This window comes from Mycolicibacillus koreensis, from assembly GCF_002104795.1.
GTDB classification, from domain to species: Bacteria; Actinomycetota; Actinomycetes; order Mycobacteriales; family Mycobacteriaceae; genus Mycobacterium; species Mycobacterium koreense.
The window spans coordinates 69688-89657 of sequence record NZ_NCXO01000004.1; the positions used below are offsets into that span (position 1 = coordinate 69688).

The 19970-nt window shown below is 70.2% G+C and carries 20 protein-coding genes and 1 pseudogene; 6 read left to right on the forward strand and 15 right to left on the reverse strand.

The window, feature by feature from the left end; genetic code table 11:
- Nucleotides 1–13 precede the first annotated feature (13 nt).
- Entirely contained in the window at nucleotides 14–1354 is a 1341-nt protein-coding gene (locus tag B8W67_RS02970) for a DUF349 domain-containing protein (RefSeq protein WP_069392581.1), read from the forward strand.
- 37 nt (nucleotides 1355–1391) lie between these two features.
- Here B8W67_RS02970 and B8W67_RS02975 read toward each other — a convergent pair whose 3' ends face one another.
- From B8W67_RS02975 to recA, 4 genes are all read right to left on the reverse strand, one after another.
- Nucleotides 1392–2030: an Rv2732c family membrane protein gene (locus tag B8W67_RS02975; RefSeq protein ID WP_069392645.1), complete on the reverse strand. Its 639-nt coding sequence runs from the start codon at nucleotides 2028–2030 to the stop codon at nucleotides 1392–1394.
- Complete coding sequence (gene miaB, locus B8W67_RS02980; protein ID WP_069392582.1) at nucleotides 2027–3541, reverse strand: tRNA (N6-isopentenyl adenosine(37)-C2)-methylthiotransferase MiaB; 1515 nt, start codon at nucleotides 3539–3541, stop codon at nucleotides 2027–2029. The genes B8W67_RS02975 and miaB overlap by 4 nt, the downstream gene beginning before the upstream one ends.
- A 76-nt stretch (nucleotides 3542–3617) precedes the next feature.
- Nucleotides 3618–4130, reverse strand: a complete 513-nt coding sequence (gene recX, locus B8W67_RS02985; RefSeq protein WP_069392583.1) for a recombination regulator RecX — start codon at nucleotides 4128–4130, stop codon at nucleotides 3618–3620.
- Entirely contained in the window at nucleotides 4099–5160 is a 1062-nt protein-coding gene (gene recA / locus B8W67_RS02990) for a recombinase RecA (RefSeq protein WP_069392584.1), read from the reverse strand. The genes recX and recA overlap by 32 nt, the downstream gene beginning before the upstream one ends.
- A 378-nt stretch (nucleotides 5161–5538) precedes the next feature.
- Here recA and B8W67_RS02995 point away from each other — a divergent pair, with 378 nt between their 5' ends.
- A complete protein-coding gene (locus B8W67_RS02995) occupies nucleotides 5539–6471 on the forward strand; it encodes an alpha/beta fold hydrolase (protein ID WP_069392585.1) in 933 nt (310 codons plus the stop codon).
- Between the two features lie 54 nt (nucleotides 6472–6525).
- On the opposite strand, the gene B8W67_RS03000 is transcribed toward B8W67_RS02995, so the two are convergent.
- Together B8W67_RS03000 and B8W67_RS03005 are read right to left on the reverse strand one after the other, a co-directional pair.
- Nucleotides 6526–6720, reverse strand: a complete 195-nt coding sequence (locus B8W67_RS03000; RefSeq protein ID WP_069392586.1) for a DUF3046 domain-containing protein — start codon at nucleotides 6718–6720, stop codon at nucleotides 6526–6528.
- Between the two features lie 13 nt (nucleotides 6721–6733).
- On the reverse strand, nucleotides 6734–7903 hold the full coding sequence (locus B8W67_RS03005) for a glycosyltransferase (protein WP_085302207.1): 1170 nt from the start codon (nucleotides 7901–7903) through the stop codon (nucleotides 6734–6736).
- Nucleotides 7904–7981: 78 nt separating this feature from the next.
- Between B8W67_RS03005 and B8W67_RS03010 the strand changes: the two genes are divergently transcribed.
- Nucleotides 7982–8419: a limonene-1,2-epoxide hydrolase family protein gene (locus B8W67_RS03010; RefSeq protein WP_085302209.1), complete on the forward strand. Its 438-nt coding sequence runs from the start codon at nucleotides 7982–7984 to the stop codon at nucleotides 8417–8419.
- 16 nt (nucleotides 8420–8435) lie between these two features.
- Here B8W67_RS03010 and pspM read toward each other — a convergent pair whose 3' ends face one another.
- The 4 genes from pspM to pgsA all read right to left on the reverse strand — a co-directional run bounded on the left by pspM (nucleotide 8436) and on the right by pgsA (nucleotide 11279).
- Entirely contained in the window at nucleotides 8436–9236 is an 801-nt protein-coding gene (pspM, locus tag B8W67_RS03015) for a phage shock envelope stress response protein PspM (protein ID WP_069392589.1), read from the reverse strand.
- A gap of 12 nt (nucleotides 9237–9248) precedes the next feature.
- Nucleotides 9249–10082 carry a phage shock protein PspA gene (gene pspA / locus B8W67_RS03020; RefSeq protein ID WP_069392590.1) on the reverse strand — a complete coding sequence of 278 codons (834 nt, stop codon included), beginning with the start codon at nucleotides 10080–10082 and terminating at the stop codon, nucleotides 9249–9251.
- Nucleotides 10083–10210: 128 nt separating this feature from the next.
- Entirely contained in the window at nucleotides 10211–10546 is a 336-nt protein-coding gene (locus B8W67_RS03025) for a helix-turn-helix domain-containing protein (protein WP_085302211.1), read from the reverse strand.
- A gap of 136 nt (nucleotides 10547–10682) precedes the next feature.
- Nucleotides 10683–11279, reverse strand: coding sequence for a CDP-diacylglycerol--glycerol-3-phosphate 3-phosphatidyltransferase (gene pgsA, locus B8W67_RS03030; protein ID WP_069392592.1), 597 nt, complete (start codon nucleotides 11277–11279; stop codon nucleotides 10683–10685).
- A gap of 55 nt (nucleotides 11280–11334) precedes the next feature.
- Here pgsA and B8W67_RS03035 point away from each other — a divergent pair, with 55 nt between their 5' ends.
- Both B8W67_RS03035 and B8W67_RS03040 read left to right on the forward strand, forming a co-directional pair.
- Nucleotides 11335–11868, forward strand: coding sequence for an amino-acid N-acetyltransferase (locus B8W67_RS03035; protein WP_174254733.1), 534 nt, complete (start codon nucleotides 11335–11337; stop codon nucleotides 11866–11868).
- A 42-nt stretch (nucleotides 11869–11910) separates the two neighbouring features.
- Nucleotides 11911–12909: a hypothetical protein gene (locus B8W67_RS03040; protein WP_085302213.1), complete on the forward strand. Its 999-nt coding sequence runs from the start codon at nucleotides 11911–11913 to the stop codon at nucleotides 12907–12909.
- Nucleotides 12910–12924: 15 nt separating this feature from the next.
- Here B8W67_RS03040 and B8W67_RS21645 read toward each other — a convergent pair whose 3' ends face one another.
- From B8W67_RS21645 to B8W67_RS03050, 3 genes and pseudogenes are all read right to left on the reverse strand, one after another.
- Nucleotides 12925–13656, reverse strand: coding sequence for a sensor domain-containing protein (locus B8W67_RS21645; protein WP_420845602.1), 732 nt, complete (start codon nucleotides 13654–13656; stop codon nucleotides 12925–12927).
- Between the two features lie 6 nt (nucleotides 13657–13662).
- Nucleotides 13663–16107: pseudogene (locus B8W67_RS03045) on the reverse strand (ATP-binding cassette domain-containing protein); the annotation flags it as partial.
- 111 nt (nucleotides 16108–16218) lie between these two features.
- The gene (locus B8W67_RS03050; protein ID WP_372507417.1) at nucleotides 16219–16548 is read right to left on the reverse strand and encodes a WhiB family transcriptional regulator; all 330 of its coding nucleotides are present in this window, start codon (nucleotides 16546–16548) and stop codon (nucleotides 16219–16221) included.
- A gap of 320 nt (nucleotides 16549–16868) precedes the next feature.
- Between B8W67_RS03050 and B8W67_RS03055 the strand changes: the two genes are divergently transcribed.
- Complete coding sequence (locus tag B8W67_RS03055) at nucleotides 16869–18002, forward strand: FHA domain-containing protein (protein ID WP_085302219.1); 1134 nt, start codon at nucleotides 16869–16871, stop codon at nucleotides 18000–18002.
- Here B8W67_RS03055 and B8W67_RS03060 read toward each other — a convergent pair.
- Nucleotides 17995–19455 carry a neutral zinc metallopeptidase gene (locus tag B8W67_RS03060; protein ID WP_084228873.1) on the reverse strand — a complete coding sequence of 487 codons (1461 nt, stop codon included), beginning with the start codon at nucleotides 19453–19455 and terminating at the stop codon, nucleotides 17995–17997. The two genes, B8W67_RS03055 and B8W67_RS03060, sit on opposite strands and share 8 nt — an antisense overlap.
- 11 nt (nucleotides 19456–19466) lie before the next feature.
- Nucleotides 19467–19961 (reverse strand): DUF4333 domain-containing protein, encoded by a 495-nt coding sequence (locus tag B8W67_RS03065; protein WP_085302221.1) that lies wholly within the window; start codon nucleotides 19959–19961, stop codon nucleotides 19467–19469.
- Nucleotides 19962–19970: the final 9 nt, after the last annotated feature.

Sequence of the window (19970 nt, forward strand, 5' to 3'; positions counted from 1 at the left end):
GGTGACGGTAGCCATGACTTCCCCGGAGAGCTCCCCCGACCGCGCCGGACACCCACCCACTCCCGCCCCCAGGCCGGGGCCGCGCCCCGGGCCGGGCCCGAAGCCGGCCGTCGCGCCGCCACCGACGGTCGTCGCCCCGGCCGGCAACGATCCCCGGCGGTTCGGCCGGGTCGACGACGACGGCACCGTCTGGCTGATCACCGCCGCCGGGGAACGCACCGTCGGATCGTGGCAGGCCGGTGACCCCGATGCCGCTTTCGCCCACTTCGGGCGCCGGTTCGATGATTTGAGCACCGAGGTCGCACTGCTGGAGGAGCGCCTGGCCGCCGGCAGCGGCGACGCCCGCAAGATCAAGGCGTCGGCGACGGCGCTGGCCGAGTCGCTGCCGACGGCCGCGGTGCTCGGTGACGTCGACGCCGTGGCGGCCCGGCTCGCCACGATCGTGGAGCACGCCGACTCCGCGGCCGCCGCCGACCGGGCGCGCCGCGACGAGCAGCGCGCGGCGGCGACCGCCCGCAAGACGGCGCTGGCCGTCGAGGCCGAGGATCTCGCCGCCAACGCCACCCACTGGAAGGCCGCCGGTGATCGGTTGCGCGCGATCCTCGAGGAGTGGCGCACCATCCGCGGGGTGGACCGCAAGACCGATGATGCGCTGTGGAAGCGGTACTCCGCGGCCCGCGAGACGTTCAACCGCCGCCGCGGCGCGCACTTCGCCGACCTGGACCGCGACCGGGCTGCCGCCAAGACGACCAAGCAGCAGCTGTGTGTGCGCGCCGAAGCGCTCAGCGGTTCCACCGACTGGGCGGCCACCAGCCGTGCGTTTCGCGATCTGCTCGCGCAGTGGAAGGCCGCCGGACGGGCACCCCGCGAGGTCGACGACGCGTTGTGGCAGCGGTTCAAGGCCGCCCAGGACGTGTTCTTCTCCGCCCGCAACGCCGCGAGCGCCGAGCGGGATGCCGAACTGCAGGCCAACGCCGCCGCCAAGGAGGAGTTGCTGGCCCAGGCCGAGAAACTCGACGTCGGCAACCTCAAGGCGGCGCGCGCGGCATTGCGTTCGATCACCGACAAGTGGGACGCGCTGGGCAAGGCGCCGCGCGACCAGGGCCCCGAGCTGGAGCGGCGGCTGCGTGCGGTGGAGAAGAGGGTCCGCGACGCCGCCGACGCCGACCGGGTCGACCCGGAGGCGCAGGCCCGTGCCGACCAGTTCCGGGTGCGCGCCGAGCAGTTCGAACGCCAGGCGCGCAAGGCCGAGGAGGCCGGGCGCAGCGCGGAAGCCGCGGAGGCCGCCGCCAACGCCGCGCAGTGGCGGCAGTGGGCCGATGCGGCCGCGGCGGCGCTGCACCGCAAGCCCTGAACCGGGCGATCCCGCGGCTGATACCCGCCGCCTGTCGCTAGCCGGGCTGGCCCGGCTGGTTGCCCGCCTCGCCGGGCGCGTCGGGTCCGTCGGGCGCGGGGGGCTCGTCGAGCAGTTTCTTGGCCTGCTGGTCGGCGACGGCACGGCGGCGGTCCTGCTCGGCGGCCAACTGCACCACGGTGCGCGACCACACCACCCGCGCCCAGTGGAACGTCAACGCGATCAGCACGAACCAGGCGACGAGCAGTCCCACCGCCGGGCCGGGCTGGCCGGCCCCGGCGGTCTGGCGGGTCCAGACCGCCAGCAGGCCCAGCACGCTGGCGGTGGCCGAACCGGCCAGCGCCACCCACGCCACCGCCCAACGGCGGGTCGTCAACGCCAGCATCGAGAAGCCGACACCGAACACCAGCGCCAGCCAGCCGAACACCCGCATCGGCAGGGTGACGTCGGCGGCGTCGGCGGTCTCCGAACCGAACAACACGTCCCAGCCGCGCACATCACCGGTGTGCGGCAGGATGAACGACCCCAGCAGCACGAAAACCAGGACCGCGACCACCACGCCGCGCCCACCGGGTTCGATCTCGCCGGCGATGCGGCGTTCGACCCGTTCCAGGTCGTTGCGGTAAGCGTCGAACGCCGCGGTGTCGTCGGGCGGCTCGGGGATGTCGGCGCTCATCGGGCGCACCCGCTGGTGGCCGGGGCCGGCGTCGGCGCGCCGACGGCGGGCATTCCCAATCCCACCCCGCGGGGCCGGCGCCCGGCCTCGTGGGCGTCACCGGCGCGGGTGCGCCGGTGGGTCAGCACCGCCGCATCGGCGATCAGGTGGTGCGGGGCGGCGCCGGTGACGGTGGTGGTCACGATGTCGCCGGGGCGCACCGGGTGGTCGCCGGGGGCGAAGTGCACCAGCCGCCCGTCGCGGGCGCGCCCGCTCATCCGCGCGGTCTGGGCGTCTTTGCGGCCCTCCCCGGTGGCGACCAGCACCTCCACCGTGCGGCCCACCTGGTCGCGGTTTTCCTCCAGCGAGATCTGCTCCTGCAGCGCGATCAACCGGTCGTAGCGCTGCTGGACCACCGCCTTGGGCACTTGGGCGTCGAGGTCGGCGGCCGGGGTGCCGGGACGGGGCGAGTATTGGAAGGTGAACGCCGAGGAGAACCGGGCCCGGCGCACCACCTCGAGGGTGTCGGCGAAGTCCTCCTCGGTCTCCCCCGGGAAACCGACGATGAGATCGGTGGTGATCGCCGCGTGCGGCATCGCCGCGCGCACCCGGTCGAGGATCGCCAGGAACTTCTCGGCGCGGTAGGAGCGGCGCATGGCGCGCAGGATCCGATCCGATCCCGACTGCAGCGGCATGTGCAGGTTCGGGCAGACCGCAGGGGTCTGGGCCATCGCCTCGATCACGTCGTCGGTGAACTCCGCCGGGTGCGGGGAGGTGAACCGGACCCGCTCCAATCCCTCGACCTGCCCGCAGGCCCGCAGCAGCTCGGCGAACGCGCCCCGATTGCGCGGCAGCGCCGGATCGGCGAACGACACCCCGTAGGCGTTGACGTTCTGGCCCAGCAGGGTGACCTCGACGACACCGTCGGCGGCCAGGGCACGGACTTCGGCGAGGATGTCGGCGGGGCTGCGGTCGACCTCCCGTCCGCGCAGCGACGGCACGATGCAAAAGGTGCAGCTGTTGTTGCAGCCCACCGAGATCGAAACCCAGGCGGCATAGGCGGATTCCCGTGCGGCCGGCAGCGTGGAGGGAAACTCTTTCAGCGCCTCGAGGATCTCGACCTGGGCGGTTTGATTGTGGCGGGCCCGTTGCAGCAGCACCGGCAGCGACCCGATGTTGTGGGTGCCGAACACCACGTCGACCCAGGGCGCCTTGTCCAGCACCGCGGATTTGTCCTTCTGCGCCAGGCACCCGCCGACCGCGATCTGCATGTCGGGGTCACGCTGTTTGCGCGGCGCCAGATGACTGAGGTTGCCGTAGAGCTTGTTGTCGGCGTTCTCGCGCACCGCACAGGTGTTGAACACCACGACGTCGGCGTCGGCGCCGTCGGGCGCCCGCACATATCCGGCGGCCTCCAGCAATCCGGCCAACCGCTCCGAATCGTGCACGTTCATCTGGCAGCCGTAGGTGCGGATCTGGTAGCTGCGGGCGGCGTCCCCGGCCGCCGTGTCGAGCACCTGTGTCGAAGTCACGCGCCCATGGTACGGCGGCGGCCCATGACGGCCCCGGCCGCATTTGTGCCGCAGACCGCCCCGCCCCGGTAACCGTTTACACCCGACGGCGGTCCTGCTCGGCGGCCACCGCCGTGCTGACCACGTCGTAGGCCATCGTCGGGGGGTATCCGCGGCGGGTCAGCATCGCCACCAGCCGACGGGCGATCTTCAGGTGGTCCCCGTCGAGTTTCTCCCGGCGCAACCGGGCAGCGACCAGCTGTTCGGCCCGGTTGCGCTCGGTGTCGGGGTCCAGGTCGGCCAGCGCCGCGTCGATCACGGTCTCGTCGACGCCTTTGGTGCGCAGTTCGGCGACCAGGGCGCGCCGGCCCTTGCCGGCGTTGCGGTGCCGGGATTGCACCCACTGTTCGGCGAAGTCGGCGTCGTCGACCAGTCCCACCTCGGTGAGCCGGTCGAGGACCCGGGCGCTCAGGTCGTCGGGGTAGCCGCGGCGGGTGAGTTTGTCGGCCAACTCGGCGCGGGTGCGGGCCCGCACGGTCAGCAGGCGCAGGCAGTAGGCCCGCGCCTGCTCGGCACGCTCAGAAGTCGACGGGGGCGGGCAGGACGTCATCGACCGATCCCTCGGTCACCTCGTCGGTGAGCACCGCACCGATGCCGAGCTTCTCTTTGATCTTCTTCTCGATCTCGTTGGCCACGTCGACGTTGTCCAACAGGAAGTTGCGGGCGTTCTCCTTGCCCTGACCGAGCTGCTCCCCGTCGTAGGTGTACCAGGAGCCCGACTTCCGGATGAAGCCCTGGTCGACGCCCATGTCGATCAGCGATCCCTCACGGCTGATGCCCTTGCCGTAGAGGATGTCGAATTCGGCCTGTTTGAACGGCGGGGAGACCTTGTTCTTGACGATCTTGGCGCGGGTGCGGTTGCCGACCGCGTCGGTGCCGTCCTTGAGCGTCTCGATCCGCCGGACATCCAGGCGCACCGAGGCATAGAACTTCAACGCCTTGCCGCCCGTGGTGGTCTCCGGCGAGCCGAACATCACCCCGATCTTCTCCCGCAGCTGGTTGATGAAGATCGCGGTGGTGCCGGAGTTGTTCAACGCCCCGGTCATCTTGCGCAGCGCCTGGCTCATCAGCCGGGCCTGCAGCCCGACATGGCTGTCGCCCATCTCGCCCTCGATCTCGGCGCGCGGCACCAGCGCCGCCACCGAGTCGATGACCAGGATGTCCAGCGCGCCCGAGCGGATCAGGGTGTCGGCGATCTCCAACGCCTGCTCCCCGGTGTCGGGTTGGGAGACCAGCAGCGAATCGGTGTCCACACCGAGTTTGCGGGCGTATTCGGGATCCAGCGCGTGCTCGGCGTCGATGAACGCCGCGATACCGCCCGCGGCCTGGGCGTTGGCCACCGCGTGCAGCGCCACCGTCGTCTTCCCGGAGGACTCCGGGCCGTAGATCTCGATGATGCGCCCCCGGGGCAGCCCACCGATGCCCAGCGCCACGTCCAGGGCGATCGACCCGGTCGGGATGACCGCGATCGGCTGACGCACCTCGTCGCCCAGCCGCATCACCGAGCCTTTGCCGTGACTCTTCTCGATCTGGGCCATCGCCAGTTCGAGCGCCTTCTCGCGGTCAAGAGCCTGTGCCATGAGGATCTCCGTTTCTGTTCCGGTGTTCGGTTGACCGGTTATCGGTCAGGTGGCCGTGACGCTAGCGACCCGGTCCGACAAGAGGGTCTGACCAGCAGCTGTGCCTCGAACACGACACAGCGTAAACGAACGGGTGTTCGATTGCAGGGGGGACACGCCGAGCGGCTCGGCACACTCTTCGGGTTTGCGGGCCCGGCATGCGGTCCCCGGGGGTGGCTGCGCGCGTCGCGCCGGCGGCGGTGCGCCCCGAGTGCTGACGCCTCGCTACCCTGGACCAGTGCCGAATCCACCGAATCGCTCACCCGCTCAACACGGTTCTCGTCGAGGTCGGGCACGGCCGGACCGCCTTTTCGGCACCGCGACAGCGAAGCTCCGGCGATGACCCCGCCCGCCGCCGACGACCACGGCTCGACACCCCGGGTGGTCCTCGACGTGGAGGGCTCGGGTGTCCAGCCGCCGGTCTCTCCCCGCGTGCGCCGGGCGTTCTGGCTTTTGGAGCGCCTCGCACCCGCGATCGGGTCCCGGTGGGCCACCGAACTGTGGTGCACCCCGCCGGTCATCGAATCCAGCCTGCGTATGCCACCCGGTGTCGCGCCCGGGCGCCCGGTGGAGGCGTTTTGGAACGGGCACCGGATCGCGGGCGAGGAGTGGGGCGAGGGGCCGCCGGTCTATCTCGTGCACGGGTGGGGCGGGCGCCGTCCCCACCTGGGGATGTTCATCAAACCGCTCACCGAGTCCGGGCATCGTGTCATCGCGTTCGACCTACCCAGCCACAACGAGTCCGATCCGGGGGCCCTTGCCGCCGGTCGCACCACCGTCATCGAGTGCGCCGACGCGGTCACCGCCATGATCCGGGCACACGGACCGGCGCGCGCGGTCGTCGCCCACTCCCTGGGGGCCAACGCGACCGCCATCGCCGCGACGCAGGGCACGCCGGTCGGGCGTGTGGTGTTCTTGGCGCCGATGGGCGAATTCCCGATCTATCTGGATCTGTTCGCCGCGCGCCACGGCTTCGGCCGGCGGATCCGCACCGGCCTGCATCGGCGTCTCGAACGCCGTATCGGCATGCCGTTGGAGGAGACCAACATGGTCCGGGTCGCCGCGCGGGCCGGCCACCCGCCTCTGCTGCTCATCCATGACCCCGATGACCCCGACACCCCCTACGTCACCAGCGAAAAGGTCGTCGCCTCCTGGCCGGGGGCACGGTTGATGACGACGTCAGGACTCGGCCGTCTGGCGCATTTCCGGATCCTGCGCAATCGCCCCGCGATTCGCGCGGGCGTGGAGTTCATCGGTCCCGCATCCACCTGATCACGCCGCACCGCTGTTGCTTTGGGATGTCTCGGGCGCAGAGGGATCCGGCGCTCACCACTGGTCGCGGGGCACATCGAAATCGGCGCACAAGCCGCGCCACACCGCCCGCGGCTCCACCCCGTCCTCGATGGCCTGCGCGGCGGTCCGCCCGTCGAATCCGCTGACCACGTGGTCGACCAGCACCGACGAGCCGTAGGCCGCTCCGAACCGCTCGGCCACCAGCTCATGAAACTCCGTCAGCCGCACGCCCCCACGCTACTCAGTGCCCGGATAGGACCTGGTGGCAGACCGCTACCGGGTCGTGCACTCCCGCGGCACCGGCGGCGGCATCGGCGGCGGCCGCCCGGTAGCGCGGCTGCAGGAGCACGGTGGTCACCGCCGCCGCCAGCGCCGCACCGGTCAGTGGGCGCACCAACTCCCCGCTGCCCTGCCGGACCACCCGGTTGGCGATCTCCCACTGGTCACCGCCACCGGGCACCAGCACCAGCGGAACCCCGGCCAACAGCGTCTTGGCGACCATCCCGTGGCCCCCACCGCAGACCACCACGTCGGCCTGCTGCAGCAGCCGGTCCTGGCGGCCCAGTCCGACCACGGCCCACGGTGGCACGGCGGTTTCCGGGCCGGTCAGTCGCGAGACCGCCACCCGCGACCCGGCCGGCAGCGCCTCCCCCGGTGTCAGCTCCTGAAGGGCCAGTTCGGTCAGCCCGGCGGCCCCGGTGGTCGCCGTCGACGGGGCCACCACCACCACCGGGCCCGGCCCCGGCGGCACCGCCAGCTCCGCGGTGGTCGGTTCGAAATGCAGCGGACCGACCAGCACCGCCTCCTGCGGCCAGTCCGGCCGCGGGACCTCCAGGGCGGGCAGGGTCGCGATCAGCCGCCGTCGCGGCCCGGGGTCGGCCCCGGGCAGCCCGATCCCCCGGCGCGCCTCCGCGCGCTGACGCAGCCCCTGCCGCCACGAGCGTGCGCTCAGGGCGCGCAACAGCGCGTCACGGGCCCGACCGCGTAACCCCACGCCCGGCGCCAGGCCGCTGCCGATCGGCGGCAGCCCCCGCGACGGCCGGTACAGCGGGTGCGGGGCGAGTTCGACCCAGGGCAATCCCAGCAGGTCGGCAGCCATGCCCCCGGCAGCGGTGATGACGTCGCTGACCACCAGGTCGGGGGCCAGTGACCGGATCTGCGGCGCGTTGAGCGTCGCCATACGCGCGGCCCGATGATGGATCTTGGCGCCGGCGTCGAGGTCGTCGTCGGCGGCGGTCACGTCCAGCCCGAGCAGTTCCTCGGCAGGCACCCCGGCGTCACGGGCGGTCTGCAACCATGCCCGCCCAGTCAGCAGCGTAGCCCAATCCCCGGCGGCGATGAGGCGCTGACACAACGCGATCGCCGGGAAGCAATGGCCGGGATCGGGTCCGGCGACCACCACGACACGCACCGGCTTACCTTGTCACGGTCGCCGGTGGTCACCGCAACCGGGAGCAGCCGTCGGCGGCGACGGTTTAGGCTGACGGTCATGACCGATTCGCCCTCGACTCCGGTACCCGTCGACAACGTCGCCCGCGTCGACAGCATGTTGACCGCGCTGCAGAACCAGGACTTCGACCTGATCGCTGAGATCCTCGACGAGAACGTCGTCTACCAGAACGTCGGATTGCCGACGATTCGTGGACGGCGCGCCGCGGTGTCACTACTGCGGCGGATGCAGGGCCGTGCCGCGTTCGAGGTGAAAACGCACCGCGCCGCGGCCGACGGGGCGACCGTGCTCAACGAGCGCACCGACGTGTTGATCATCGGGCCACTGCGGCTGCAGTTCTGGGTTTGCGGGGTCTTCGAAGTGCATGACGGTCGAATCACCTTGTGGCGCGACTACTTCGACATGGCCGACATGGTCAAGGCGACCGTGCGGGCGCTGGTCGGCGCGGTGGTCCCGGCACTTCGCCCCACGCTGTAACGCAAGCGCCCGACCGTCATCCGCGGTGCAGCGCCGCGAGTTCATCGAAGGCGTACGCCCAGCTGCGGAGCCGATCGGTCGCCCCGGTCAACTCCGCCTGGTAATGCTGGCGGTTCATCGGTGAGTCACCGGTAGAAACCAATTGGGCCGCCGCGGTGACCATTTCGTTGTACTGACGAACACCGCCACCGAGTTGCGCGGTGAACGCGTTGATCGTCGGGGTCAGATAGTCACGCGAATGCGGGGAGTCTTTCATCGCCTTCTCCATCGACACCACCTCGCTGGCGGTGGCCGCCATGGTGGTGGCGGTGGCGTTGGCCGCATCCTTTAATTGCCGTATCTCGCTGTCGGGCAGCAATTGTCCACGCTCCAGTACGCCCAGCAGGGAGAACAACCCCCGCTCGGAGGCGCCCAGCGCCGCCATCGCGGGACGCGCGGCCGAACCCGGTGGCGGCAGCCGCCGTGCCGCGGTGGGGCGCGCCGCCGGCAGCGGCAGCGACCGCAGCCACCGGTAGCGCAGCAGCAACAACGTCGCCGGGACCGCCGCACCGGCGGCGATCGCACTGGTGATGATCAGCACCCACACCGGTGTCGCCCACGAGGCGATCACCGCGGTCACCAAGGCCCAGAACAGGCAGGTGGCTGCCGAGATCACACCCCAGCGCAGTGCTCGGCGCCGGCGGCGCAGGTGACGCGCCCGGGGTTCGGTGGCGGTACCCAGTTTGTGGGCCAGCAGATCAGCGACCTCGACCACCGCCGCGACCGCGCGGCGCCCGATCGTGCCTGCGCCACCGGCCCCCCGCCGCTCCGCTGCCATGTCGTTGCCGCCCTACTGCCCCAACGGGTTCTCCGGTGTGCCCGACCGTTGCCCCCGTTCCGACGACGCCGCAGGCGCAGCGTTGGTGGAACGTTCTGCCGCGGAACCGCCGGAGGGCAACGCCTCCCCGCGCATCGAGGCGCGGATCTGTTCCAGCCGGGAGTGGCCCGCCATCTGCACGCCGGCCTGTTCGACCTCGGCCATCCGCCCCTGCACCGAGTTCTGGGCGAGTTCGGCGGCGCCGATCGCGTTGGCATAGCGCCGTTCGATCTTGTCGCGCACCTCGTCGAGGCTGGGCGTGTTTCCGGGGGCGGCCAGCTCGCTCATCGACCGCAGCGACGCGCTGACCTGTTCTTGCATCTTGGCCTGTTCGAGTTGGCTGAGCAGTTTGGTGCGTTCGGCGATCTTCTGCTGCAGCATCATCGCGTTCTGTTCGACCGCTTTCTTCGCCTGCCCCGCCGCCTGCAGTGCCTGGTCGTGAAGCACTTTGAGATCCTCCACGCTCTGCTCGGCGGTGACCAGCTGTGCGGCGAAGGCCTCGGCGGCGTTGTTGTATTCGGTGGCCTTGCCGGCGTCGCCGGCGGCGGTGGCCTGGTCGGCCAGCGTCACCGCCTGGCGCACGTTGACCTGCAGCTTCTCGATGTCGGCCAGTTGACGGTTGAGGCGCATCTCCAGTTGCCGCTGGTTACCGATCACCTGCGCGGCCTGTTGGGTCAACGCCTGGTGGGCACGCTGGGCCTCTTCGATGGCCTGCTGGATCTGGACTTTGGGGTCGGCGTGCTCATCGATCTTCGCGTTGAACAGCGCCGTCAAGTACTTCCACGCCTTGACGAACGGGTTGGCCATCTCGTCGCTCCGCCTTCTGTTGCCGCTTCGCCGGTCGCCTGTCGGACCGAACCGGTGTGGTGCCCAACTTATCGCCTACCCGGCGCCCGCCGCGGTGATTAGCCCGCCGGAGCCGCCGGTCCGGCGCCTCAGACGGCGCTCAGCGCCGCCGACGGTGGGATGACCACCTTGAGGTCGGGGTGGATCGCGGGCACCTGGGTCGCGGGCACCTGGGTCGCACGCACCTGGTCGCCGGCGGCGCTGAGCACCGTCGCCAGCGGCAACTCCAGTGCCGAGCAGATCGCGTTGAGCAGTTCACTGGAGGCTTCCTTGCGGCCACGTTCCACTTCGGAGAGATATCCCAGGCTCACCCGGGCGGAGTCGGAGACTTCCCGCAGGGTGCGGCCCTGCGCCGTCCGGGTGCGGCGCAGTACGTCACCGATCACCTCGCGCAGCAAAACCGTCTCGCGCAGCAAAACCGTCATGGTGGGACTCCTTAACATCCTGTCGGCCGCGGACTCACCCTAAGCAACGACACCGGCGCGGGGATGGTTCCCGCACTCCGGTCGGGTGCCGCCGGGGCAGGTCAGACCGGATCCAAGACGGGATCTCAGGCGGGATTCAGGACGGGTCCGACCGGGCGCTCACGTCCCGGGCCGCCGAGATCAGGTAGTCGACCCCGGTGAGCACGGTCAGCACGATCGCGGCGATCATCACCGCCCAGGCCAGCGACAGCCAGGGACCCGCCAGCGGCAAGATGAACAATCCGATCGCGACGGCCTGGACCAGTGCCTTGAGTTTGCCGCCCCGACTGGCCGGGATGACACCGCGGTACAGCACCGCCAACCGCAGCACGGTGATGCCGATCTCGCGGGTCAGGATCACTGCCGGCACCCACCACGGCAGGTCCCCGAGCGTCCACAACCCGATCAGGGCGGCCCCGATCAGCGCCTTGTCGGCGATCGGGTCGGCCAACGTGCCGAACTCGGTGACCATGCCCAGGCTGCGTGCCAGCGCACCGTCGAGCCGGTCGGTGAGCACCGCGACCACGAAAATCGCGAACGCGGTGAGCCGCCAGGCCGGCTCGTGGCCGTCCCCGACGAACAGCGCGAGCAGAAAGACCGGGACCAGCACCAGCCGCAGCACCGTGAGCATGTTGGCGACGTTGGCCACCCGCACTTGCGGCACCGCCGAACCGGTTTGAGGTTGCCCCGACACGGGAGACACCCTATCGGTACGCGATCCGGCCAGCTCAAGCCGCTAGTCTGCGAGGGTGGACGCAGCAGTCGGCCGCTGTGCGGATGACCGTGACGCCGCCCCGGTGATCCGGCGGGCGCGCACCACCGACGTACCGGCCATCAAACGCCTGGTCGACACCTATGCCGGCAAGATTTTGCTGGAGAAGAACCTGGTGACGCTCTACGAGTCGGTCCAGGAGTTCTGGGTCGCCGAGCTCGCCGGCACCGTGATCGGGTGCGGCGCACTGCACGTGCTCTGGTCCGATCTGGGCGAGGTGCGCACCATCGCGGTCGATCCGGCGGCCACCGGGCGCGGTATCGGGCATGCGATCGTCGACCGACTGATCGCGGTGGCCCGCGAGCTGACGCTGCGCCGGCTGTTCGTGCTCACCTTCGAGACCGCGTTCTTCGCCGGGCACGGCTTCGCCGAGATCGACGGGACCCCGGTCACCGCCGACGTGTTCGCGGAGATGTGCCGCTCCTATGACCTCGGCGTCGCCGAGTTCCTCGACCTGAGTTACGTCAAACCGAACACGCTGGGCAACACCCGGATGTTGCTGATCTTGTGAGGGGGTCCCGCCGGCACAGCGGGCACCGTTAGGCTCGGGGCCGTGAAAAAGGTGGTATTGGTCGCGTTGGCGACGGCGCTGCTGTGGTCGGCCACGGCATGTGTGAACCGCCGCACCGACGCCGACTCGATTGACACACGGATCAAGCAGATGCCGGGCGTCTCGAGCACCGATTTGGACTACAAGGCCAGCTACGAAAGCGGGCAGGTCTTCCGGCTCACCGTCATGCTCGACCGGGAGGTGACCGAGACGCAGGCGACCGACGTCGGGCGCACCTTCATCGACCAGATGAACCGCAAGGGCATGGCCGGGCACAAGGTCGATTTCCGGGTCCGCTATCCGGCGTCCAAACGCCAGAAGAACGTCGAGTTGCCCCAGTATTCGCAGGCGCTGTTCGAGTTCGGCAAGACCACACCGCCGACCAACCCCAGCGTCGACGACGTCACCGACAGCATCAAGGTGTGGTTGACCACGGTGCGCGACACGGTCACCCAGTCGGTGTTCTTGAGCCAGCCGAACTGGGGCGGCAGCGCCGACAGCCGCAACATCGTGGTCACGTTGAAGCCCGACGCCACCTACGCCGCCGCCCGCACCCTGCAGGACGCCAATGCCGGGCTCTCCGACGCGACCTGGCAGCTGAGCATCGTCACCGGCGACCGTGACCGGCCCCGCACCTACGCGACCACCCCCAATCCGCCCACCGACGCGATCCGGGCGCTGTGGTCGCAGATCAACGATGTCGTCGACCCCAGCTACGAGGTCACCGGCGTCACCCGACCCATCCAGGACGACGACCAGGCTGAGACCAAGATCGAGATCGACATCGGGCCGGGGGCCAACCACGAGAACGAGGCCGACACCGCCCGGATCGCCCGGGACGTGGCCGCGCTGCTGCCGAAGTTCGGCCACCCCACCGCGTTGGTGGTGTGGGGTCCGGTCACCAGCATCGAGCTCGTGGTCGGCGGCTGCTACCACCACGACGCCGACCATGAGCGTCAGCCGCTGGAGCTGGAGCTGGCCAAGGAGTACGAGCGCTGCTGACCCGGGTCGGCCCGGTCAGCCGACGCCGTCGGCGATCGTGGTGGCCAGCCGGGTGGCGGCATCCTCGGCGAGGCCGACGCCGCAGGCCGACACATCGATCACCACGTTGGCCTGCACGGTCATCGCGTGCCGGCAGACCCGGTCGGGCTGCTCGGTGTCGGTGGTGCTGACCGTCAGCATGGTGGCATCGGCACCGGCCTCACCGGCCACCGCGGTGGTGCTGGTGCCGTCGGCCGCGGTCACCGTCACGGTCTTGCCGTCGCAGCGGCTCCACGCCTTCTGCTGGCGTTGCCGGAAATCCTGCGCGTCGTCGGCGGACCGGAACGCCGCCACCGACTGCACCACCTGGTGTGCCCACGGCGGGTCCTGTTCGTGGAGTTTGCGGCCGGCCATCCCGGTGAACGGATACCCCTTGTAGGTGCGGGCGGCGCCGACGGTCACCGCCGCCGTGCAGCGTTCCGGCACCACGTTGTCGCCGACGAACGGCCCTTCGACCTCGTCGGCGACGAGGTCCTGCGCCCCGACGACCGGGGCGACGGCCGCGGCGTCCAGCAGCAGCCGGTCGAGGTCGCCGCTGGCCTCGACGAGGTTCTCCGGTTCCGGGGCGCGGGAGCGATCGGGCAGACCACGCCAGAAGGCGTAGCCGACCGCCCCGAGCACCGCGACGACCACCACAGCGGAGATGGCCAGGGCGCGGCGTTGGGCTCCGCGTCCGCCGCCGGCGGGCGCCCCCTGCGAGCGCGCCATCGCCGTCAGCCGCAGCCGCCAGCGCACATAGCCGGTCCACAGCAGCGCCATCACGGCCAGCACCGCCATGTCCAGCAACCACCACCGGGCCTCGTGGTGCCACAGGACGTCGTCGGTGAACGCCCGGCCGGCGGCGTTGCGCAGGTCCACGGTGGCGGCGGTGGCGGCGTACCCCCAGCGGGCCGGGACCAGCCAGGACACCTGGTCCAAGCCGACCCGGCCGGTCACCGGCACCAGACCGCCGGCGAACACCATCGACATCATGACCACGCCGACCAGCATCGGCAGCACCTGTTCGGTGGATCGCGCCAGCGACGACAGCGCCAGTCCGACGATCGCGGAGACGATCGCGGTGGCCGCCAGCGCCAGGTACAACTCGATGACCGCGCGCGTGGTGCCGTCACCGAGCAGCGCGCCGCCGTAATCGGGCGGCCGTTTCCCGATGACGACGATGGCGGTGACGATCGCGGTCTGGATCGCCGCGGCCACGCTGTACACCACGATCTTGGCGGCCAGATAGGCCGAGGCCGACAGTCCCACCGCTTGTTCGCGCTGGAAGATCGCCCGTTCGCCGATCAGGTCGCGGATCGTCAAGGCGGTGCCCAAAAACACCACGGCGATATTGAGCAGCACCAGGATCTGCATCGGTTCGCTGGGGGTGTTGACCGCGGCGCGGCCCAATCCGGCGCTGCCGGGCACCACCAGCGAGAGCACCCCCAGCACGAACGGCAGCAGCGCCAAGAAGACGAAATAGCCGCGGTCGGCGGCGATCAACCGCATCTGCCGGCGTCCCACCGTGAGGAGCTGGCGGGTCAGGCTGGTGCTCGGTGGCGAACCCAGCGGATTCTGCTCCAGGGCCGGGCGGGCGGGGGCGACCGCCGCCGGGTGCTGAGCCAGGTAGCTCTGGTGGGCTCCGTCGGGGTCGGTGCTGATCTGGGAGAAGATGTCGGCCCAGTCGGTGGTGCCCATCTCCGCCTCGATGCGCTCGGGCGGCCCCGCGAACGCCGTCTTGCCGCCGGGGGCCAGCAGGAGCACCTGGTCGCACATGGTCAGATACGTCAGGGAGTGGGTGACCACCAGCACCACCCGACCGGCGTCGGCGAGTTGGCGCAGCATGGTCATCACCTGACGGTCCAGCGCCGGGTCGAGCCCGGACGTCGGCTCGTCGAGGATCAGCAGGGACGGACCGGTCAGCAACTCCATCGCCACCGACACCCGTTTACGCTGCCCGCCGGAGAGCTTGTCGATCCGTTTGGCCTTGTGGGCGGTGAGTTCGAGTTCGTCGAGGACCTTGTCCACGACGCGCTGGCGGTCCTGCGCGGAGGTGTCCGGCGGCAAGCGCAGCTCGGCGGCGTACCGCAACGCCTGGTCGACGGTGAGCTGGCGGTGCACCACGTCGTCTTGGGGCACCATCCCGATCCGGGAGCGCATCGAGGCGTATTCGGCGTGCACGTCGTGGCCGTCGAAGGCGACCAGGCCGGCGCTCGGCGCCACCGCGCCGCCGACGAGCTTGCTCAGTGTGGATTTGCCCGCACCCGAGGGGCCGATCACCGCGGTGAGACTGCCGGGACGCGCGGCGAAGGACACATCGCTGATCAGCGAAGAGCTGTCGATGGTGAGTCCGAGACCGAACACCTGCAGCCCGCTGAGTTGCGGGGCGAGCGGGCGCGGCACCAGCGTGCCGTCGGCGACCACCAGGTCGGTGTTGCCGATGGTGACGACGTCGTCGTCGTGGAGGACGGTGCGGTCCACCCGCTGGCCGTTGACGAATGTGCCGTTGCTGCTGCGGTTGTCGATGATCTCCAGGCCGGCCGCCGACGTCGTCACGGTGGCGTGCACCCGCGAGGCCAGGGCATCGTCGACGACGATCGTGTTGGTCTCGAGGCGCCCGACGGTGGTGGCCCCCTCCGGCGGTGCGGTCAACGGCGGGGGCATCAGACGGCGCACCGCACCGGTGAACCGTTCGGCGGTCCCCGGCGCCTCTGCCCGGTCCTGCGGACGCACCCTCGCGATCACGGTCTGCGGCGCCGCCGGCGCCGGACGGGCCGCCGCCGGCGGCGGGGCCGACATAGGCCCGGAGGGCGCCCCGGTGGGAACCGGCGGGGCCGGGCGCCGTCGGGGCGCGGCACTCGGCGCGGTCACCCGGAAGCGCAGTTTCGGGCCGTTGGCCGCACCCAGAGCGATGACCTGACCGTCGGCAACGGGCCCGCCCGGCACCCGGCGGCCGTCGACGAAGATCCCGTTGCGGCTTTGGTCGACGGCAACCCACCGGTTGTCCTCGACACGCGCCACCACGTGCACCCGTGACACCAGCGCCGCCACCCCGGGGGCGTCGAGGACGACGTCGCACTGTTCGCTGCGGCCGATCGTCACCTCGCGGCCGGGCAGAAACGTATACATCGCCTTGCCGAGCCACACCGTCAACGGCGGTACGGACGAATGGGCAACCATAGGCGGACCGACCCTTCCCCACCCGGTCGCGCACCGGGCGTCTGTATGAGCGCCATGCTCACCGCGTCGGCAAGGCCCCGCGGCGGCGGCTCTGAGGTTTCTGAAAAATCCCTAGGACGCCAACATGGAGGCCAACGCAGCGATACGCCGAGAACGATATCCCGGCCGCACCGGCATGCCGCCGAATTCCGCCAGCGAGCGCAGTTTGCGCAGGGCAAAATCGCGTCCCCGGCCGGACTCGGGGATCTCCACCCCGGCCCACAGCCCCTGAGCACCCGGGGTCTCCCACGCCTCCCGGGCACACAGCCACCGGGCCGGGCACGACCGGCACAGCGCCTTGGCGCCCTCGTCGGGGTGTGTGGTCCACCGTTCCGGATCGGCGGCGCACGGGGGCACAAAGCCGCGGGGCGGAACGGTGCCGGCGGCGATCGTTGATGTCACTTCATTCCTCCTCAGACGACCCCGGTGCGGACTGCACCAGCGATGGCACGACTCTAACCGTAGCGCTACGGTTATGCAACACAATCCGGCCATTTTGCTACGTTTTCTCGCGCGAATGCGTGGCACCGCTATGCTTCAACGCCGTGACCAGCGGAAACGGCTCGCCGATGTCACCGCACGAGTCCCGACCGCGCCACAATCGGCCGCATCCGGGCGGCCTCCGGTGCGGTATACATGTAGCAGCGACACGGAACGAAGCCGAGAAGTCATAGCGTCGAAGCGCCGTAGAGTCGAAGCGCCGAAGGAGAGTGTCAGCACCGATGAGTGAGCGGTCTTTCCCAGCCCCGACCCCAGCCCCGACACGGGCCTCGACCCTGGCGGTTCAGATCGGCGCCGAACGTCACCTGCTCGCCCCCGCCAACGGACCGGCGGTGATCGGCCGCGACCCCGACGCCGCGATCCACCTCAGCGACGACCGGATTTCACGCTCGCACGTGCGCGTGGAACCCCACGCCGACGGATGGCAGGCGATCGACACCAGCACCAACGGCATCTTCGTCGACGGCGTGCAGCGCAGCTCGGTGTTCATCACCGCCCCGGTCACCGTCCACCTCGGTGACGCCCGCGGAATCCCGGTGCGGTTCACCCCGGGCGCACCGATGGAGGCCACCGGAATCACAGCGACCGCGGGCGCCGCCGACCGCACGGAGGTCGTCTCGCGCACCGCGGAGATCTCCGCCGAATACGACCAGGTGGATCCCGCGATCGCGCGCGCCGGACGCGCGGTGGCCGCACGGCGCCGAGAACTCGACATCACCCAACGCAGCCTGGCCCGCGACAAGATCATCAACGCGGGCACGTTGATCTCGTTCGAAAAGGGTCGCAGCTGGCCGCGCCGGAGCACCCTGGCCAAGCTCGAGGAGATCTTGCAGTGGGCACCCGGGACCATCACCCAAATCCGCAGTGGCGCAGGGCCCGAGGAGGACCGCGAGGAGACCGAGGTCGTCACCAACAGCGTGCGGGCACCGTTGATGGCCGAGGCGGTGGAGCTGGCGATGCACACCATCAACTCCGCGGCCGCCGACCTGCCGGTCGCCTCGGACCGGGAATTCACCCCGAAGATCACCGCGATCCTCGCCGACCTGCGCAAGCTGGAGGCGGTGGCCGCCAATGCCGCCCGCAACGCCAAAGGCACCCCGTCGGTGGTGCTGGCGCTGAGCACCGTACGACGTCGCTACCACGAACTGATGTTGCACGCCGTGCAGGCGCCGACGGCCACCCTGGGACAGCGGCTGTATGCGGTGCGCGATCAGGCCGATCTCACGGTGGAAGAGACCGCCAACGCCGCCGATCTGTCGGCCCAGACCATCGTTGACGCCGAGGCCGACCGTGACCTTCCCGCCGATGCGGTGACCGCCCTGGAAAACCTGGTGGCCCAACTCTCGGTCAGTTAGCGAACCGCGCGAAGCACTGGTCGGCGCTGCCGACCACACCCGCGCGGAACGCGGTGATGCGGGTGAACCCGGCCGGAATGACCCCGCCGTTGACGTCGCTGGCGACGATGCCGTTGGTCAGCAGCCCGGCGACCGCCTCATCGATATCACCGGCGGTGATCGTGAGATCCTTGCCCGGAGCGGACATCTCGCGGTGTGCCACACCGGTCAGACACGCGGTGAGCATCGCCGATCGCGGTGACTGCAACGACAGGCCGCGTTGCCGTTGGACCGCGAGCATGTAGCGCGACATCACCACCGACAGCGCGGTGTCGTCGCCTTGAACCAGCACCCGCTGATCGGTGTCGGCGGGTTCGCCCATCCGCTGCAGTGTGGGCAGATCGACGGTGATGACATTGGTGGCCGGGCAATACGACGCCGGCGGCGTGGGCCGGGCATCGGCACAATCCGGCGCATCGAACGACAGGCTGGGCGGCTGGTCCAGCGGGAAGATCTCGGCGAGCACGCGCAGCAGCGTCTGCAGGGCGTCCTCGTCGATGCGGATCTGCCCGCTCTGCAGGTTTCCGGTGGAATCGGGCTGCAGCGCCATGGGCAGATCGCCGCGCCGTTCCCGGATCTCCTGCAGGTCGATGCGGCCGCATGCCCGTGGGCCGCTGTCGAATCCCATCTGAAAGGCCGCGATCCGATCCAAAGCGGTGCCGTGGCCGTACTTCTCCAGCAGGAGCCTCTCGGTGCGGGGGGTCAGCACCGGGTCACGCATCGCGATCAGCCCGGCCAGAAGATGACTGAGGCCGTCGCCGGTGCTCACGGTGAACCGCGAGGAACGGTCTTCGGCGACCCAGCGGATGTAGGCGCCGGAGAAACAGTCGGCTTGCTGCTCGAGAACGATCCCCGGGGTGTTCTTGTCGTTGAGGTCGGCCATGTGCTGGACGGCGTGGCCGTACTCGTGTGCCAACACCCCGGTGATCGCCATGTCCCCGAAGTACTTTTTTCCGGCGGGAACGAACTGACCGCGATCCCAGGCCATCAAGTTGTCCGGCGGACAGAACAGTGCGTTGGGTTCGCCGTAGGTTTTCATGCCGCAGATCTTCGGGCTGCGCCGGTCGGTGGAGTCGTAGGAGACGTAGGACTCGATCGGCACGAAATCACCGTCGAAATACTGCGTGTAGTGCTCCCGCCAATATTCCTCGATGTCGTTGTTCGACAGCATCGCCAACGTGTCGATCTCACCGCCGTCGGTGTTCTGCACCGTGCCAACCGGATCGGGGGCGTCGGCGCGCGGCCCGCTGGGTCCGTCGGTGACCGGCAATCCCCCGACATAGAACGGGTCGTTCATCATCGACACGGCTGTGCCCGGCAGATAGTTGGTGCACCCGGCCAGCATCAGCGTCACCCCGCCGGCGGCAAGAACCCCGCGGATCGCCCGCCGCGCCGCACCACCGTGCTCACTCATTGGTCGCCCTCTCATCGGGGTGCACTCACCCCGTAGGTGCCCTCGGCATCCTCGATGGTCACCACCACCGTGCGCACCGCGCCGTCGACGCTGACCTCACACGTGAAGCTCAAGCCGACCGTGATCGTGGGGCTCTTCCCACCGTTGCACGACGTCACGCTCGCTCCGGTCAGGCCATAGCCGGTGGAGCTGTCGGTGATGACACTCTGCGCACCGGCGATGACCTCGTTGATGTCCAGCCGGGTCTTCACGAAGTACCCGGGTTTCCAGAAGCCGAGCACCAGGATGGCGCCGGCCATCACCGCGCTGACGGCGATCACGCTGGCCAGCAGGGCCGTGACCCAGCGGGAATCCTTTGCCCGCCCGCCCCGCTCGGCGCGTTGCGGCGCCGGCGCCGCCGGGGACGGCCGCCGGTACGGGGCGGCGGGCGGAGGTGGCCGCCGGACCGGCGGAACGGCCGGTTGGGTCGGCTCGTCCGCCGGTCCGGGCCGACGGGGTCTACTCATCGGTCTTTC